Below are 15,239 nucleotides of genomic sequence, written 5' to 3'. Positions count from 1 at the left end.
GAAGCCACTTCTGATGCGTCTAATGCTAAATTTTCATTATTCTGATTACAGAGTGTAATCCTTGAACCTGAATCACCTTCGCCATCTCCTGGCGCTCGCCGAGCATCAGTCCTTTCGCAAGGCCGCCGAGGCGCTCTGCCTGACCCAGCCGGCCCTGACTCGCAGCCTGCAGGCCCTGGAGCAGGAACTGGGCGTGCGCCTGATCGATCGTGCCGGCAAGCGCAATGCCCTGACGGCTCATGGCCGGCAGGTGGTCACTCATGCCCGGCGGATCCTGTTCGAGGCCGCTGATCTGCTGCGCGGCATCGAGCAACTGGAAACCGGTCAGATCGGCAATCTCAGCATCGGCCTTGGGCCTACGCCGGCTTCGATCCTTCTGGTGCCATTTCTGCGTCATATGGCGACGCATCACCCGCGGGTCAGGGTCAAGGTGGCCCGTGGGGCGGTGAACATGCTGGTGCAGTCGCTTCAAGAGGAGTCGGTGGACGTCATCGTCGTCGACCAGCGGGCATTGGCCGCCTCGGACGATCTGCACATCGAACGGCTGGCCTCGCTGGGCGGTGGCTTCCTGTGCCGCGCCGGCCACCCGTTGCTCGAGTTGGCCCAGGTCGACCTGCAGGCGCTGCGCCAGTATCCGTTGGCGTCGATGCCGCTGAGTGACGAGATTGCCCGCAACCTGGTCTGCGAGCTGGGCATCGACGCCCACCCCAACCGTCTGGTGACGATCAATTGCGAGGATGTGAGCAGCATGCTGGAGGTCGTCGAGACCACCGATGCGCTGTTCTTCGGTATCTTCGCCAGCGCCTGCGCGCAGTTGGCCGAGGGCCGGCTGCGCGAACTGCGGGTACAGCCGCATGTCGAGCGCGCCGGGCAATATGCGCTGGTCAGCCTCGCCGGCCGCAGCGAGTCACCGGCGCTAGTTCTCTTTCGCCGCTTCGTGCACGAGCACTTCAAGGATTGCCCAGAGGGAAATTCCGCAAACGCGACCCCATGCCCAGCACAGCCCGGCCCGATCAGAGAGCGGCACACACCTCCATGCCCATAGCCAAGACACCCGCCCCGCTGTTCGACACCTACCGCGAGTTCCTCGCCCTGAACTTCCTGCAACTCAGCGAGGAGCGTCCTCTGGTGCGCGACTACCTGACGAGTTTCCCCGCCGAGCTGCAGGCCGCCGAGGGTTATCTTGCGGTTCGCGGCTTTCTGAAGTCCTACGCCGGCAACGAGCCCACCTTCAATTCCTACCGCACCCATGTCGAGCGTCTGCTGCTGTGGACGTTGCTGATCGCCCGCAAGCCGCTGCTCGAGTTGCGCCGGCGGGATGCCGAAGCCTTCATGGAATTCTGCCTGCGACCACCGAAGGACTGGGTCGGGCCGATGGTCAAGTCGCGCTTCGTGAGGATCGGCGGCCGCAAGAAGCTCGAGTCCGACAGCTATGTGGTCAACGAACTCTGGCGGCCGTTCAGCATGACCGTGTCCAAGCGTAACCGCGCGCTAGCCGAAACGGCCTCTCAGGATGTCAGCGAGCGTCTCTACAAGATGTCCCAGGGATCGGTGGCGCAGGTTTTCGCCGTCTGCGGCAGTTTCTTCCAGCACGCCACCGATGAAGGCCTCACCGAGGTCAATCCGTTCCGGGCGGTCAAACAGAAGTCGATCTACAAGCAGCGCAACACCCTGGACGTTGCGGGTCGCTCGCTCACCCAGTTGCAATGGAGCTACGTGATCGAGACCGCCGAGCAAATGGCCGACGAGGATGAGGGCCACGAGCGCACGCTGTTCATCCTGGCCACGCTGTTCTCGATGTACCTGCGGGTCTCCGACCTGGTCGGCCGCGACAACTGGGAGCCGACGATGGGCGACTTCCGCCGCGATACCACCGGCAACTGGTGGTTTCACGTGGTCGGCAAGGGCAACAAGGCCGCCAAGATCAGCGTGCGCGATGACTACATCCAGACCTACCTGACCCGTTACCGGCGCCATCTGGGGCTGCCTGCCCTGCCCTCGTCCCATGAGACCCAGCCCTTGCTGTCAACCCTCAAGGGGCGTGCCGGCCTTTCCGATCGTCACCTGCGGCTGTTGCTGCAGCAGGTTTTCGATCGCTCGCTGCAACGCATGGTGGCCGAGGGCTGGAGCGATGACGAAGTCGACCACCTGCGCTCCGCCTCGCTGCACTGGCTGCGGCATACCTCGGCCACCTTCGATGCTCCCCATCGGGACATGAAGGACCTGCAGGCCGATCTGCGCCACAACAGCCTGAGCACCACGCAGAATACCTACTACAACTCGCTCGACGAGCAACGCGCGCACTCGGTGAAGAACCTGCGCATCAAGGATTAGCACGCCGTTAGCGGGAACGCTCGGCATGTGAGGGCAAGGACCGGCCGGGATGCCCGCCTGCGGTATGCTGAGCAGGCTCACCGCATTGCAGAAGGATTTGTCCCTCCATGAAGAACATCAAGCTGAGCCTTCTGGCTCTGTTTGTCGGCCTCAGCCTGCTCTGGCTGCTGGCCGACGATATGCTGAGCGTGCCCTATGCGCTCTTTCCCCTGCGCGCCTCGCTGATCAACTACACCGGCGTGCTGGCCATGGGTGCGATGAGTGTCGGCATGCTGCTGGCGATCCGCCCGCGGCGTATCGAGCCCTTCCTCGGCGGCCTGGACAAGAGTTACCGGCTGCACAAGTGGCTGGGCATCAGCGCGCTGGTGCTGTCCATCGTCCACTGGCTGTGGGCCCAGGGGGTGAAATGGCTGGTCGGCTGGGGTTGGCTGGAGAAGCCGGCGCGCAAGGCCGCCGCGGCGACCGCCGAACCCTCGCCCATCGCCGACTTCCTGCGCAGCCAGCGCGGCCTGGCCGAAGACCTCGGCGAGTGGGCCTTCTATGCCAGCGTGGTGCTGATCGTGCTGGCGCTGCTCAAGCACTTCCCCTATCGCTGGTTCTTCAAGACCCACCGACTGCTGGCCATCGTCTACCTGGTGCTGGTGTTCCACTCGGTGGTGCTGATGAAGACCGCCTACTGGAGCTCGCCGATCGGCCCGCTGATGGCCCTGCTGATGCTCGCCGGCAGCGTGGCGGCTGGTATTTCCCTGCTGCGCCGGGTCGGCCACAGCCGGCGGGTGGTCGGCAACATCGAGACCCTCGAGCTGCACCCGGACAATCGCGTGCTCGGCGTCGGCATCCAGCTGCAGGGCAGCTGGGCTGGCCACCAGGCCGGGCAGTTCGCCTTCGTCACCTTCGATCCGGCCGAAGGCCCGCACCCCTTCACCATCTCCTCGGCCTGGCACGACGATGGTCGCCTGCGCTTCCACATCAAGGGCATCGGCGACTACACGGCCAGCCTGCCGCAGACCCTCAAGGTCGGCGACCCGGTCACGGTGGAAGGTCCCTACGGCCGTTTCGACTTCGGTGGCACGCAACCGCGGCAGATCTGGGTGGCCGGAGGCATCGGCATAACCCCGTTCATCGCCCGGCTGCAGGCCCTCGCCCAGCAGCCGGACCAGCGCCCGGTCGACCTGTTCTACAGCACCGCCGAGCCTGACCAGGAGTTCATCCAGCGCCTCAACGCGCTGGCCGAGCGGGCGCAGGTCAAGCTGCACGTGCTGGTCAGCGGCCGCGACGGCCGCTTGAATGCCGAGCGGCTGTGCCAGCAGGTGCCCGAATGGCGGGATGCCTCGATGTGGTTCTGCGGACCGGCCGGCTTCGGCCAGGCGCTGCGCCAGGACCTGGTCGCCCGCGGGCTGGCGGTCGCCGACTTCCACCAGGAACTGTTCGACATGCGCTGAACGCTTCAGCCTCCAGCAGCGCCCGCTGCCCGGCGTGCGCCCTTCTATACTGCAGGACAGCGCGAGCAGCGACCGCTGGCTAGCCGGCCTGCCGCCCCTCGCCCCGTCCGATCGGCACGACGAGGTAACCATGCTCATCCTGGCAGCAGACATCGGCGGTTCCCGCGCGCACCTGTTCTCGCGCCACGGCCGGGGCCGCCGCGAGCGGCCGCTCTCCGGCGCCGGGTCTGCCTTCCTCGTCGGTCGCTTGATCGCTCAGGCGGGCTGAATCGATGGCGCAGTCCAGCCCGCCCCCTGCCCCTCGCCCGCCGGGCCTCAGCAGGCAGTTCATGCGCCTGGGCGGCACCTACTGGAACAGCGAGCGCAAGTGGATGATCCGCAGTGCCGTGCTGTTGCTGGTCGCACTGACCTTGGCCCAGGTGGTGCTGGCAATCTGGATCAGCTACTGGAACCGCGAGCTCTTCGATGCCCTCGAGGCGCGCTCGTTGAACGATCTGTTGCTGTTGATCGCCACCTTCGTGCTGATCTTCGTCCTGACCATGCTGGTCACCGCGCTGCACCTGCACGTCAAGCGCTGGCTACAGTTGGACTGGCGACGCTGGATGACCGCGCGCCTGCTCGATCAGTGGATGGCCCATGCCCGCCACTACCAGCTGCAGTTCACCAGCGGCGAGCACGACAACCCTGACGGCCGCATCGCCGAGGACATCCGCATTGCCACCGAGGCGGCCATCGCTCTGGCCCTGTCGCTGCTCTATTCGCTGCTGATCCTCGGCAGCTTCGTCGACATCCTGCTCAGCGTCTCCGGCAGCCTGCCGATACCCGGCACCAATCTGGAAGTGCCCGGCTACCTGGTGCTGTTGGCCTTCCTCTACGCGGGCGGCGGTACCGTGCTCGGCCTGCTGCTTGGCCGGCCGCTGATCAAGGCCACCAACCGCCTGCAGACGGTGGAGGCCAACCTGCGCTTCGGCCTGGCGCGCGCGCGGGAGAACTCCGAATCGATTGCCCTGATGCACGGCGAGGACATCGAGCACCGCCAGGCCGATCAGCTGTTCGAGGATGTCGGCCGCGGCTGGAACCGCCAGACCTTCGGCTACCTTGGCATCGTGTCCTTCTCCACCGGCTACGGCACGCTGCTGCCGGTCTTCCCGATCCTGGTCGCCGCACCGCAGTTCATCGCCGGGGCCATGTCGCTGGGCATCCTGATGCAGGCGGCGCAGTCCTTCCAGAAGCTCACCTCGGCGCTGTCCTGGCCGATCGACAATCTGGGCGAGCTGGCCAGGTGCCGGGCCTCCGCCGAGCGCGTGGTGAGCCTGTACAACGACATGCTGCTGCTCGAGGAGCGCACCGCCAATCCGCTGGAGCACCGCATCGACCTGCGTCCTGGCCGGGGCGACGAACTGGTGCTGCGCGGCCTGAGCCTGGCCAACCCGGATGGCCGGGTGCTGCTGGAGAACCTCGACCTGAACATCCAGCGCGGCGAGCGCGTGCTGATCAGTGGTGATCCGGGTCTGGCCATCGGCCTGTTCAAGGCGGTCGCCGGACTATGGCCCTGGGGCCGGGGGGAGATTCGCCTGCCGGTCGGGCAGAGCATCGTGTTCCTGCCGCAGCGCCCTTTCCTGCCGGACGGCACCCTGCAGGCGGCGCTCAGCTATCCGTACGCCTCCGGCCATTTCGGTCATGCGCAAATCCAGCATGCGCTCACCTGTGCCGGGATCGCCTGGCTGGCGCCGCGCCTGGAGGACAGCGATGACTGGGACCGGGTGCTGCCGCTGCGCGCCCAGCAGCGCCTGGGTATCGCCCGCCTACTGCTGCATCACCCGGCCTGGGTGTTCATCGAGGAGGCCACCGACGCCTTCGACGTCCAGGGAGAGGAGTGCATGACCGAAGTGCTGCACCGCGAGCTGCAGGGCTCGACGCTGCTCACCATCAGCTTCCACTCCACGCTGGAGCACTACTACACCCGCAAGCTGGTCCTTGACCGCCTCTGCGAAGACAAGTACCTGACCTGCGCGCCCGCCCCCGCCGCCTGCAGCCTACGCGAACCGTGACGGCAGCCAGCCACGCGTCACGCACTCGCGAAAGCACCAGGCGGGGGTGGTTTCGGTCTTGTAGCTCCAGAAGAACCAGCCCAGATACTTCTCGTAGGTCGCCAGCTGACCGGCCGCGTAGCCGCGGTAGGCCACCGTTTCCTGGAAGGCATCCATCTGCTCCAGCGCGTGGTTGAACGGACCTTCCGCCCACAGCGATACCACCTTCAGGTCCAGCCCCAGGCTCCACTCGCCACAGAGCGTCGGCAGGCCCAGCTCGGTGATGATCGCGTCGGCCTCCTGCTTCCACTCGCCGGCTGCCTTGCGGATATGGCCGTAGATGTCCATGTCGATGTCGCCGCGCTCGAAGCACTGGTAGCGATGGATGTCGAAGATCACGTTGCGATAGTCCGGCTCCTGCATGAAGCCCAGGTACTCGCGGAACGAGCGGAAGCCGTCGTGGAACACCACCGCCACGTGGTCGGCCGGGCAGTGCCGGCGGATGTGTTCATAGGCCGCTAGGTAGTAGCTCTTCAGGTAATCGGTGGGTACGTCCCAGCGTGGTTCGTTGAGCACCTCGATGGCATGCAGCGCCGGATGATCGCGATAGCGCTCGGCGAGGCGCTCCAGCACGCCCAGCGAGTGCTCCAGGTATTCGGGACGGGTGTGCCATTCGCAGACGTCCTTGATCCCGCCGTTGTCGAAGCCGTTCTGGCAGCCGGGCGCGGCGTGCAGGTCGAGCACCACGCGCAGGCCGAACTCCTGCGCCCAGTCCATGGCGCGGTCGAGCACCGCGATGCCGCCCACCACGAAGGGATGGCGGTTGGCGCCGTAGCTTGGGTGATAGGGATAGTCGGCGCCAAAGATCCAGTGCCCCAGCGGAATGCGCACGGCGTTCAGGCCGTGCTCGGCCAGCCAGGCAAAGTCGTCGCGGGTGACGAAGCTGTCCCAGTGCCGCTGCAGCTTTTCGCCGGCCGCTGCACCCAGTTCGGCGCACCAGGTGGTTTCATCGGTGGCGGCCAGCCCCTCGAACAGGCTGGGCACCATCCACTTTTCCAGTACCAGCCAGCTGCCCAGGTTGACCCCGCGCAGCTTCATGCCTGCCTGCTTCATCTTTCGCCCCCTGTCCGCAACGGCTGTGCGCCCTGCTATTCACGCTAGCAGATCCGTGGCGCGGTCAGGCTGGCCCGCGCCGGCACTGACTGGAAGCGCTCAACCAGCGGGCTCTGGCCCGATCACCCTGCGGGGCCGGTGTCCCTGCCGATGGCCGTCAGCGGCAAGGCAGCCGCGTCCTGCACGGCCAGGCCGGCAAAGGATGCGGCGCTGTCGATGTAGCGCAGCGCCGACTTCATATCCTTCCAGCCGACATAGTTCATCAGCGCCTTGAGGTCCCAGCCGTTGGCGCTGGCCCAGGTGGCGAAGCCGCGGCGCAGCGAATGGCTGCTGTACAGCTCGCCGGGCACGCCGGCGCGGCTCAGGGCCTGGCGCAGCAGCGGGATGATGCTGTTGGCATGCAGCCCCGCCTCGCCCAGATTGCCCCAGCGATCGATTGCACGGAACAGCGGACCGCGCACCAGGCCGGCGCTGCCAATCCAGTCCATGCAGGCCTGCACCGGGCAGAGCTGCTTGAGTGCCGGCACTTGATAGGTGCTGCCCAGATTGTCACGGTCGCCTTTGCTGCGCGGCAGATACAGGCTCATGCCGACGCCCGGGCGCACGACGATGTCCTCGATCTGCAGACGGCACAGCTCGTCGCTACGAAAGCCGCGCCAGAAACCCAGCAGGATCAGCGCCGCATCGCGCCGGCAGCGCAGCAGTCGGCCCAGGTCGCCGGCGGCAGTGGCCGCGGCGCCCTCCTCGGCCAAGCGCTCGACCACCTGCTGCAGATGGCGCAACTGCAAGGGTTCGGCCTGCCTCTCCCGCACCGGATGCAGCGCGCGAATGCCCTTCTGCGTCTGGCGTACCAGCGGCGCCTTGGTCGGGTCGGGGAAGCCCTGGCTGTTGTGCCACTGGGCCAGCGCCGACAGGCGCAGCTTCAGGGTGTTGAGCGACAGCTTGCCGGCGTAGCTGGCCAGGTAGCGGGCGACGCTCTCGCTGGTCGCCGGCAGGAAGCCGCCCCACTCCACCTCGAAATGCTCGATGGCTGCGCGATAGCTGCGGCGGGTGTTGTCGCGGGTGGCGGCCTGCAGGTAGCGGTCGAGGTCGGACATGCGGGTTTCCAGGGGCGTTTCGTACGGGCAGCGGCGTAGTGTGGCGCGCTTTCGCCAATTCAGATTGGATAATACCAGTATATCCCGCATCTATAACTTCAATTTATAGCGTGCAATTCCTGTTAATTAAATGCGTAATTACATAGTATGTAATACGGTACGAAATCGACGGAGAGCAGCATGGCACGCGGCGGCATCAACAAGGCACTGGTTCAGCGGGCACGGCAGGCCCTGCTCGCTCGTGGCGAGCACCCGAGCATCGACGCGGTGCGTGCAGAACTGGGCAATACCGGCTCCAAGACCACCATTCACCGCTATTTGAAGGAGTTGGACGAGACTGATCCGCGCCAGGCGGGCGGCCAGCAGCAGCTAAGCGCGGAGCTGGGCGACCTGGTGGCGCGACTGGCCGAGCGCCTGCGCGAGGAAGCCGAGAGCGAGCTGCGCGCCGCGCAGGACGTGTTCGCCACCGAGCGGACGGATCTCATGCAGCAGGCCGAACAGGAGCGGGTACGTATCGCTGAACTGGAGCAACGGTGTGCCGGGCTCGAACAGACCCTCTCCAGCGAACAGGCGGCGCACCAGCAGCTGCGTGGCCAGGCCCAGCAGATGCAGGTCGAACTGGCGCGGCTTGACCAGTTGCAGCGCGATCAGCAGATGCGCCTGGACGAGCGCGAGGCGCAGATCCGCTCGCTGGAAGACAAGCACCAGCACGCCCGCGAGGCGCTGGAACACTACCGCACTGCGGTGAAGGAACAGCGCGAGCAGGAGCAGCGCCGCCACGAGGGGCAGGTCCAGCAGCTGCAGGTCGAGCTGCGTCAGGGCCAGCAGACGCTGGCCATCAAGCAGGCAGAGGTTCTCCAGCTCAACCGCGACAACGAGCGCCTGCTCGGCGAGGCGCGCAGCGTCCAGCGCGAGCGGAGCACGCTGCAGGAACAGCTCGAGCGTCTGCAGCGCGAGCAGGCCAGCCTGCACAACCAGTTGGCCCGTCAGGACGCCTTCAACGGCGGACTGCAGGAACGGCTCGCCCAGCTGGCTGGAGAACAGGACGCCCTGCACGCAGCGCTGCAGCAGGCCCAGGCCCGCGAACTGGCCCAGGCTCGCCAGCAGCAGCAGGCCGAGCAGGCCCTGCAAATAGCCCTGGCCAAGGCCGAGGCCGAGCTGCAGCTGCTGCGCCGCCAGGCCGAACAGCCGGCGCCCGCAGGGGAGTGAAACCGGGCGCCGACGGCTCGCGGCCGGTCGGCGCCGGAGCTCAGCCGTGGGCTACCCTCGCCGCCAGCGGGGTGCGGCGGATCACCCACTTCTCCAGCTCGGCGACCACGAACACCAGCAGCCCGGCGCCGAGCACCTTGAGCCAGTCGCCCGCGCTCAGGTCGGTCGAGCCGAAGATGCCCTGCATGAACGGCGCGTAGGTGAAGGCCAGCTGCAGCGGGATGCACAGGGCGATGGCCAGCAGCACGTAGTGGTTGCCGGTCAGGCCCTCGCGGTTGAGCACCGAGGCGAGGATCGAGCGGCTGTTGAGCAGGTAGAACATCTCCGCCATCACCACCGCGTTGACCGCCAGGGTCCGTGCCGTTTCCACGCTGCCGCCGTTGTTCATTTCCCAGAGGAACAGACCGAGCGCGCCGGTCATCATCAGCAGCGAAACCATCAGCACCCGCCAGACGAAGAAGCCGGACAGCAGCGCCTGGCCCGGCGGCCGCGGGCGACGGGCCATGATGGCGCGCTCGGCCGGCTCGAAGGCCAGCGCCAGGCCCAGGGTGCAGGAGGTGACCATGTTGATCCACAGCACCTGTGCCGGGGTCAGCGGCAGGGTCAGCTCGAAGAGGATCGCGGCGATCACCACCAGCGCCTCGCCGCCGTTGGTCGGCAGCATGAACAGGATGAACTTCTTCAGGTTGTCGTAGACCGCCCGGCCCTCGCGCACCGCGGCGGCGATGCTGGCGAAGTTGTCGTCGGCCAGCACCATGTCCGCGGACTCCTTGGCCGCCTCGGTGCCCTTCAGACCCATCGCCACGCCGACATCGGCGCGCTTGAGCGCCGGCGCGTCGTTGACCCCGTCGCCGGTCATCGCCACCACTTCGCCGTCGTCCTGCATCGCCTGCACCAGGCGCAGCTTGTGCTCCGGGCTGGCGCGGGCGAACACGTCGACACTCCTGACCACCTGACGCAGGGTGGCGTCGTCCATCACCGCGATCTCGGCGCCGGTCACCGCCGGGCGTCCGACGCCGATGGCCAGCTGGGCGCCGATGGCCCGGGCGGTTTCGGCATGGTCGCCGGTGATCATCTTGACGTTGATGCCGGCGCGGTGGCAGTCGTCCACCGCGGCGATGGCTTCCTCGCGGGGTGGATCGATGATGCCAACCAGGGCCAGCAGGCTGAAGCCCTCATTCATGTCGTCGAAGGCCAGGTCGCTGCCCTGCGGGCCGCTGTGCCGGCAGGCCAGGGCCAGTAGACGCAGGCCGCGGGCGGCGGTGTCGGTGGCCATGCGCCGCCAGTGATCGACGTCCAGCGCCTGCTCGCCATCCTGACCCATCTGCGTGGCGCACATCTCGAGGATGCGCTCCGGGGCGCCTTTGACGAAGATCCACGAGGCGCCGTCGCTGTCGTGGTGCCAGGTGGCCATGAAGCGGTGCTGCGACTCGAAGGGGATCGAGTCGCGGCGCGGCCAGGCTGCTTCGGCGAGGTGCTGGCTGAAGCCGGCCTTGGCGCCGAGCACCAGCAGCGCACCCTCGGTGGGGTCGCCGCCCACCTGCCACTGGCCATCCTCCTCGTGCAGGCGGGCGTCGTTGCACAGCACGCCGGCGCGGATCGCCAGCGACAGCGGCGGGTAGTGCTCGACATCGACGGCCCGCCCGTCGAGGCTGAAGTCGCCCTGCGGCTGGTAGCCCGCGCCGCCGACGGTGAACACCTGCTCGGCGCAGACCACCCGCTGCACGGTCATCTCGTTGCGGGTCAGGGTGCCGGTCTTGTCCGAACAGATCACCGTCACCGAGCCGAGGGTCTCCACCGCCGGCAGGCGGCGGATGATCGCGTTGCGCTGGGCCATGCGCTGCACGCCGAGGGCCAGAGTCACGGTCATGATCGCCGGCAGACCCTCGGGGATCGCCGCGGCGGCCAGGGCCACGACCATCATGAACATCTCCGCCGCCGGATGACCGCGCCACAGAGTGCCGAACACAAAGGTCAGCGCGGACACGCCGAGGATCGCCAGGGCCAGCAGGCGGCCGAACTGGTCGACCTGGCGCAGCAGCGGGGTGGCGAGGTTCTCGATGCCCTTGAGCATCTGGTTGATCTTGCCCAGCTCGGTGGTCGCGCCGGTGGCCACCACGATGCCGGTGGCCTGGCCGTAGACCACCAGGGTGCCCGAGTAGGCCATGCCGAAGCGGTCGCCCAGCGGCGCATCCTTGGCCGCCTCGCCACAACTCTTCTCTACCGGCAGCGACTCGCCGGTCAGCGCCGCCTCCTCGACGCGCAGCTCGCGGCTGGCGACCAGGCGCAGGTCGGCCGGCACCCGGTCGCCGGAACCCAGCACCACCCGGTCGCCGGGCACCAGTTCGGCGGCATCGATCTCGCGGCGCCGGCCGTCGCGGATCACCGTGGCGTGCGGCGAGAGCATGGCGCGGATCGCATCCAACGCCGCCTCGGCCTTGCCCTCCTGGATGAAGCCGATGATCGCGTTGATCACCGCCGCGGCGAGCAGCACGCCGAAGTCGACCCAGTGGCCGAGCAGCGCGGCGATCACCGCCGCGCCGAGGATCACGTAGAGCAGGATGTTATGGAACTGCAGCAACAGGCGCAGCAGCGGGCCGCGGCGCTTGGGCGGTGCCAGGCGGTTGGGGCCATGCTCCTCGAGGCGGCGCGCCACCTCCTCGGTGCTCAGGCCGCCGCTGCCGCTGTGCAGCGTCTGCTCGACCTCGCCGGGCGACAGGGTATGCCAGGCGGGGGTGTGCGGGGGGAGCGGGCGATCCTTCATCTGGCGGTGCCTCCGGGCGTCCTTAATAAGTGCACTTCGAGCCCCACCCTAGCCTGCTTTGCCGGACGATTCCAATCGCACGGATGCCGGCGCCTGCGCACTGCTGCGCGCTTTGGTCGCGACGCTCACCGACATCGGGCTGTGCTATGTTCGCGGCCATGGCCACCGACCACCCATCCCCCGAGGAGCACCCTGCATGCTGATCCGTTCCCTGAGCTTCGCCGCCCTGCTCGCCTGCGCTCTGCCCAGCGTCGCTGCCCAGTACCAGGCCGGCGATCTGCTCATCGACCAGCCCTGGTCGCGCGAGCTGCCACCCAATGCTCCGGCCGGCGCGGCGTACTTCACCCTGCACAACCAGGGCGGAACCTTCGACCGCCTGATCGGGGCCAGCACCCCGCGGGCCGAGAACAGCGAGCTGCACACCCACGTGCACCAGGATGGCCTGATGAAGATGCAGCAGATTCCCGCCGTGGAGATCCCCGCCAACAGCGCGGTAGTGTTCCAGCCCGGCGGCAATCACGTGATGCTGTTCGGGCTGGGCAAGCCGCTGACGGCGGGCGAGCACTTCCCGCTGACCTTGGAATTCGAGAAGGCCGGCAAGGTCGAGGTGCAGGTCGAGGTCAAAACTGCCGACGGCCAGATGCCGATGTCGCACGGCCAGCACCAGGGCCACTGAGCGAGCGGACAGGAACGACAAGGGCGCTGATGGGCGCCCTTGTCATTTGCGGTGATCGGTCAGTCCGCTCGCGGCGTACGCATGGTGACGAACTCTTCTGCCGCCGACGGGTGAATGCCGAGGGTGTCGTCGAACACCGCCTTGGTCGCCCCCGCCTTCAGGGCCACCGCCAGCCCCTGAATGATTTCGCCAGCGTCCGGACCGACCATGTGGCAGCCCAGCACACGATCGGTTTCGGCATCCACCACCAGCTTCATCAGAATGCGCTCCTGGCAATCGCCCAGGGTCAGCTTCATTGGCCGGAACCGGCTCTCGAACACCTGCACGGCATGACACTGCTTACGCGCCTGCTGCTCGGTGAGGCCGACGGTGGCGATGTTCGGCAGACTGAACACCGCGGTGGGAATCAGGGCATAGTCCACCGGGCGATATTCCTCGGGCCGGAACAGCCGGCGCGCCACCGCCATGCCCTCGGCCAGCGCCACCGGGGTCAGCTGCACGCCTCCGGTCACGTCACCGATGGCGAGAATCGACGGCACGCTGGTGCGATACTCGTCATCAACGCTGATGAAGCCGCGCTCGTCCAGCGCCACGCCGGCATTCTCCAGGCCCAGGTTGTCCAGCATCGGCCGGCGCCCGGTGGCGTAGAACACGCAGTCGGTTTCCAGCACGCGACCATCGCGCATGGTCGCCAGCAGACTGCCGTCGGCCTGCCGCTCGATGCGCTCGATGTCGCTGTTGAACTGCAGGTCCAGGCCCTTCTTGCGCAGCTCTTCTTCCAGATGGCTGCGCACCGCCTCATCGAAGCCGCGCAGCAAGCGCTCGCCGCGATACAGCAGCGCGGTCTGCGCGCCCAGTCCGTGGAAGATCGACGCGAACTCGACGGCGATGTAGCCGCCACCGACCACCAGCACCCGCTTGGGCAGCTGCTCCAGATAGAACGCCTCGTTGGAGGTGATCGCCAGCTCGCGCCCCGGAATCTCCGGCACCTGCGGCCAGCCGCCGACGGCGACCAGGATGTGCTCGGCGCTGAAGCGCTGACCATTCACCTCGACCGCATGGGGGCCGAGAATCCGTGCATGCCCGTCCAGCAGGTTGACCCCGCTGTTGACCAGCAGGCTGCGGTAGATGCCGTTGAGACGTTGGATCTCGCGGTTCTTGTTGGCGATCAGCGTCGGCCAGTCGAAGCGCGCACCCTCCAGCGACCAGCCGAAGTCGCCGGCCTGCTCGAGATCGTCGGCGACATGGGCGCCGTAAACCAGCAGCTTCTTCGGCACGCAACCGACGTTGACGCAGGTGCCGCCCAGGTAGCGGCTCTCCGCCACCGCCACGCGAGCGCCGAAGCCGGCGGCGAAACGCGCCGCGCGCACACCGCCGGAGCCGGCGCCAATCACAAACAGGTCGAAATCAAATGCCATGTCGGATCTCCTTGCCTTGTGCCGGCAGCATACCACCCCAAAAAAACAAAACCGCCCTGCACCGGATGGCGCAGGGCGGCTGGCTGACGCTGGCGAGCAGGCGATCAGTACGCCTTACCGGCCTTGTAGATGTTCTCGAAGCAGAAGTTGGTCGCCTCGACATAGCCCTCGGCGCCGCCGCAATCGAAGCGCTGGCCCTTGAACTTGTACGCGATCACGCAGCCATCCTGGGCCTGCTTCATCAGCGCGTCGGTGATCTGGATCTCGCCACCCTTGCCGGGCGGGGTCTGCTCGATCAGGTCGAAGATGTCCGGAGTGAGAATGTAGCGACCGATGATCGCCAGGTTGGACGGCGCATCTTCCGGCTTGGGCTTCTCGACCATCGAGTTGACCCGGTAGATGTCCTCGCGAATCATCTCGCCGGCGATCACCCCGTACTTGTGGGTCTCCTCGCGCGGCACTTCCTGGATGGCCACGATCGAGCAACGGAACTGCTTGTACAGCTTGACCATCTGCGCCAGTACGCCATCACCCTCAAGGTTCAGACACAGGTCGTCGGCCAGCACCACGGCGAAGGGCTCGTCGCCGATCAGCGGGCGGCCGGTGAGGATGGCATGGCCGAGGCCCTTCATCTCGATCTGGCGGGTGTAGGAAAAGGTGCACTCGTCGAGAAGACGGCGGATACCGACCAGGTATTTTTCCTTGTCGGTATCGCGAATCTGGTGCTCCAGCTCGTAGCTGATGTCGAAGTGGTCTTCGATCGCCCGCTTGCCGCGGCCGGTGACAATGGATATCTCACTCAGGCCGGCGTCCAGCGCCTCTTCGACGGCATACTGGATCAGTGGCTTGTTGACCACCGGCAGCATTTCCTTGGGCATGGCCTTGGTTGCGGGCAGAAAACGGGTGCCGTAACCGGCCGCCGGGAAGAGACACTTCTTGATCATCTGGGAGAAGCCTTGCAGGTAGGAGACAAGGATTTTTGGTGCCCGAAGCCGGACTCGAACCGGCATGACCTTGCGGCCGAGAGATTTTAAGTCTCCTGCGTCTACCGATTTCGCCATTCGGGCGGTAGCGCTGCGCTGCTGAGCAGCAACAAGGGGCGGACTATAAACAGCCGGTGCCACTCCCTGCAAGCTGCCTTGGTAAAACGTACCTG

12 protein-coding genes and 1 tRNA gene are annotated in these 15,239 nt (G+C 66.8%); 7 read left to right on the top strand and 6 right to left on the bottom strand.

Annotated elements, in window-relative coordinates; translation table 11 throughout:
- The first annotated feature begins 61 nt into the window (after positions 1–61).
- The 5 genes from BM297_RS09665 to BM297_RS09645 all read left to right on the top strand — a co-directional run bounded on the left by BM297_RS09665 (position 62) and on the right by BM297_RS09645 (position 5,827).
- Positions 62–1,045, top strand: coding sequence for a LysR family transcriptional regulator (locus tag BM297_RS09665; protein WP_092430658.1), 984 nt, complete (start codon positions 62–64; stop codon positions 1,043–1,045).
- Positions 1,036–2,334 carry a tyrosine-type recombinase/integrase gene (locus BM297_RS09660; protein WP_394328013.1) on the top strand — a complete coding sequence of 433 codons (1,299 nt, stop codon included), beginning with the start codon at positions 1,036–1,038 and terminating at the stop codon, positions 2,332–2,334. Before BM297_RS09665 ends, BM297_RS09660 begins: the two co-directional genes overlap by 10 nt.
- Before the next feature lie 107 nt (positions 2,335–2,441).
- Complete coding sequence (locus BM297_RS09655) at positions 2,442–3,776, top strand: ferredoxin reductase family protein (RefSeq protein WP_092430656.1); 1,335 nt, start codon at positions 2,442–2,444, stop codon at positions 3,774–3,776.
- 130 nt (positions 3,777–3,906) lie between these two features.
- Entirely contained in the window at positions 3,907–4,044 is a 138-nt protein-coding gene (locus BM297_RS21855) for a hypothetical protein (protein WP_175526629.1), read from the top strand.
- 61 nt (positions 4,045–4,105) lie between these two features.
- Positions 4,106–5,827: an ABC transporter ATP-binding protein/permease gene (locus tag BM297_RS09645; protein WP_245768242.1), complete on the top strand. Its 1,722-nt coding sequence runs from the start codon at positions 4,106–4,108 to the stop codon at positions 5,825–5,827.
- Here the strand turns inward: BM297_RS09645 and BM297_RS09640 are convergent.
- Both BM297_RS09640 and BM297_RS09635 read right to left on the bottom strand, forming a co-directional pair.
- Positions 5,813–6,919 (bottom strand): glycoside hydrolase family 5 protein, encoded by a 1,107-nt coding sequence (locus tag BM297_RS09640; RefSeq protein WP_092430650.1) that lies wholly within the window; start codon positions 6,917–6,919, stop codon positions 5,813–5,815. The two genes, BM297_RS09645 and BM297_RS09640, sit on opposite strands and share 15 nt — an antisense overlap.
- 122 nt (positions 6,920–7,041) lie before the next feature.
- The gene (locus BM297_RS09635; protein WP_092430648.1) at positions 7,042–8,016 is read right to left on the bottom strand and encodes a site-specific integrase; all 975 of its coding nucleotides are present in this window, start codon (positions 8,014–8,016) and stop codon (positions 7,042–7,044) included.
- A gap of 180 nt (positions 8,017–8,196) precedes the next feature.
- Here BM297_RS09635 and BM297_RS09630 point away from each other — a divergent pair, with 180 nt between their 5' ends.
- Positions 8,197–9,225, top strand: a complete 1,029-nt coding sequence (locus BM297_RS09630) for a DNA-binding protein (RefSeq protein WP_092430646.1) — start codon at positions 8,197–8,199, stop codon at positions 9,223–9,225.
- Positions 9,226–9,265: 40 nt separating this feature from the next.
- Here BM297_RS09630 and BM297_RS09625 read toward each other — a convergent pair whose 3' ends face one another.
- Positions 9,266–11,989 (bottom strand): cation-transporting P-type ATPase, encoded by a 2,724-nt coding sequence (locus tag BM297_RS09625; RefSeq protein WP_092430644.1) that lies wholly within the window; start codon positions 11,987–11,989, stop codon positions 9,266–9,268.
- Between the two features lie 196 nt (positions 11,990–12,185).
- Between BM297_RS09625 and BM297_RS09620 the strand changes: the two genes are divergently transcribed.
- On the top strand, positions 12,186–12,665 hold the full coding sequence (locus BM297_RS09620; RefSeq protein WP_092430642.1) for a copper chaperone PCu(A)C: 480 nt from the start codon (positions 12,186–12,188) through the stop codon (positions 12,663–12,665).
- 59 nt (positions 12,666–12,724) lie between these two features.
- Here the strand turns inward: BM297_RS09620 and gorA are convergent, their stop codons facing one another.
- The 3 genes from gorA to BM297_RS09605 all read right to left on the bottom strand — a co-directional run bounded on the left by gorA (position 12,725) and on the right by BM297_RS09605 (position 15,150).
- A complete protein-coding gene (gorA, locus tag BM297_RS09615; protein WP_092430640.1) occupies positions 12,725–14,083 on the bottom strand; it encodes a glutathione-disulfide reductase in 1,359 nt (452 codons plus the stop codon).
- Positions 14,084–14,187: 104 nt separating this feature from the next.
- A complete protein-coding gene (galU, locus tag BM297_RS09610) occupies positions 14,188–15,027 on the bottom strand; it encodes a UTP--glucose-1-phosphate uridylyltransferase GalU (RefSeq protein WP_175526628.1) in 840 nt (279 codons plus the stop codon).
- A 36-nt stretch (positions 15,028–15,063) separates the two neighbouring features.
- Positions 15,064–15,150, bottom strand: a tRNA-Leu gene (locus BM297_RS09605).
- Positions 15,151–15,239: the final 89 nt, after the last annotated feature.

This window comes from Geopseudomonas sagittaria (genome assembly GCF_900115715.1).
GTDB classification, from domain to species: Bacteria; Pseudomonadota; Gammaproteobacteria; order Pseudomonadales; family Pseudomonadaceae; genus Geopseudomonas; species Geopseudomonas sagittaria.
The sequence above is the reverse complement of the archived record's forward strand: the minus strand, read 5'-3'. Positions and strand labels throughout refer to the sequence as shown.

What these genes read in the sequence shown, in the direction of transcription:
- BM297_RS09620 (WP_092430642.1), top strand. Translation starts at nt 12,186, where the DNA reads ATGCTGATCCGTTCCCTGAGCTTCGCCGCCCTGCTCGCCTGCGCTCTG.
- gorA (WP_092430640.1), bottom strand. Translation starts at nt 14,083, where the DNA reads ATGGCATTTGATTTCGACCTGTTTGTGATTGGCGCCGGCTCCGGCGGT.
- BM297_RS09630 (WP_092430646.1), top strand. Translation starts at nt 8,197, where the DNA reads ATGGCACGCGGCGGCATCAACAAGGCACTGGTTCAGCGGGCACGGCAG.
- BM297_RS09640 (WP_092430650.1), bottom strand. Translation starts at nt 6,919, where the DNA reads ATGAAGCAGGCAGGCATGAAGCTGCGCGGGGTCAACCTGGGCAGCTGG.
- BM297_RS21855 (WP_175526629.1), top strand. Translation starts at nt 3,907, where the DNA reads ATGCTCATCCTGGCAGCAGACATCGGCGGTTCCCGCGCGCACCTGTTC.
- BM297_RS09625 (WP_092430644.1), bottom strand. Translation starts at nt 11,989, where the DNA reads ATGAAGGATCGCCCGCTCCCCCCGCACACCCCCGCCTGGCATACCCTG.
- BM297_RS09660 (WP_394328013.1), top strand. Translation starts at nt 1,036, where the DNA reads ATGCCCATAGCCAAGACACCCGCCCCGCTGTTCGACACCTACCGCGAG.
- galU (WP_175526628.1), bottom strand. Translation starts at nt 15,027, where the DNA reads ATGATCAAGAAGTGTCTCTTCCCGGCGGCCGGTTACGGCACCCGTTTT.
- BM297_RS09635 (WP_092430648.1), bottom strand. Translation starts at nt 8,016, where the DNA reads ATGTCCGACCTCGACCGCTACCTGCAGGCCGCCACCCGCGACAACACC.
- BM297_RS09655 (WP_092430656.1), top strand. Translation starts at nt 2,442, where the DNA reads ATGAAGAACATCAAGCTGAGCCTTCTGGCTCTGTTTGTCGGCCTCAGC.
- BM297_RS09645 (WP_245768242.1), top strand. Translation starts at nt 4,106, where the DNA reads ATGCGCCTGGGCGGCACCTACTGGAACAGCGAGCGCAAGTGGATGATC.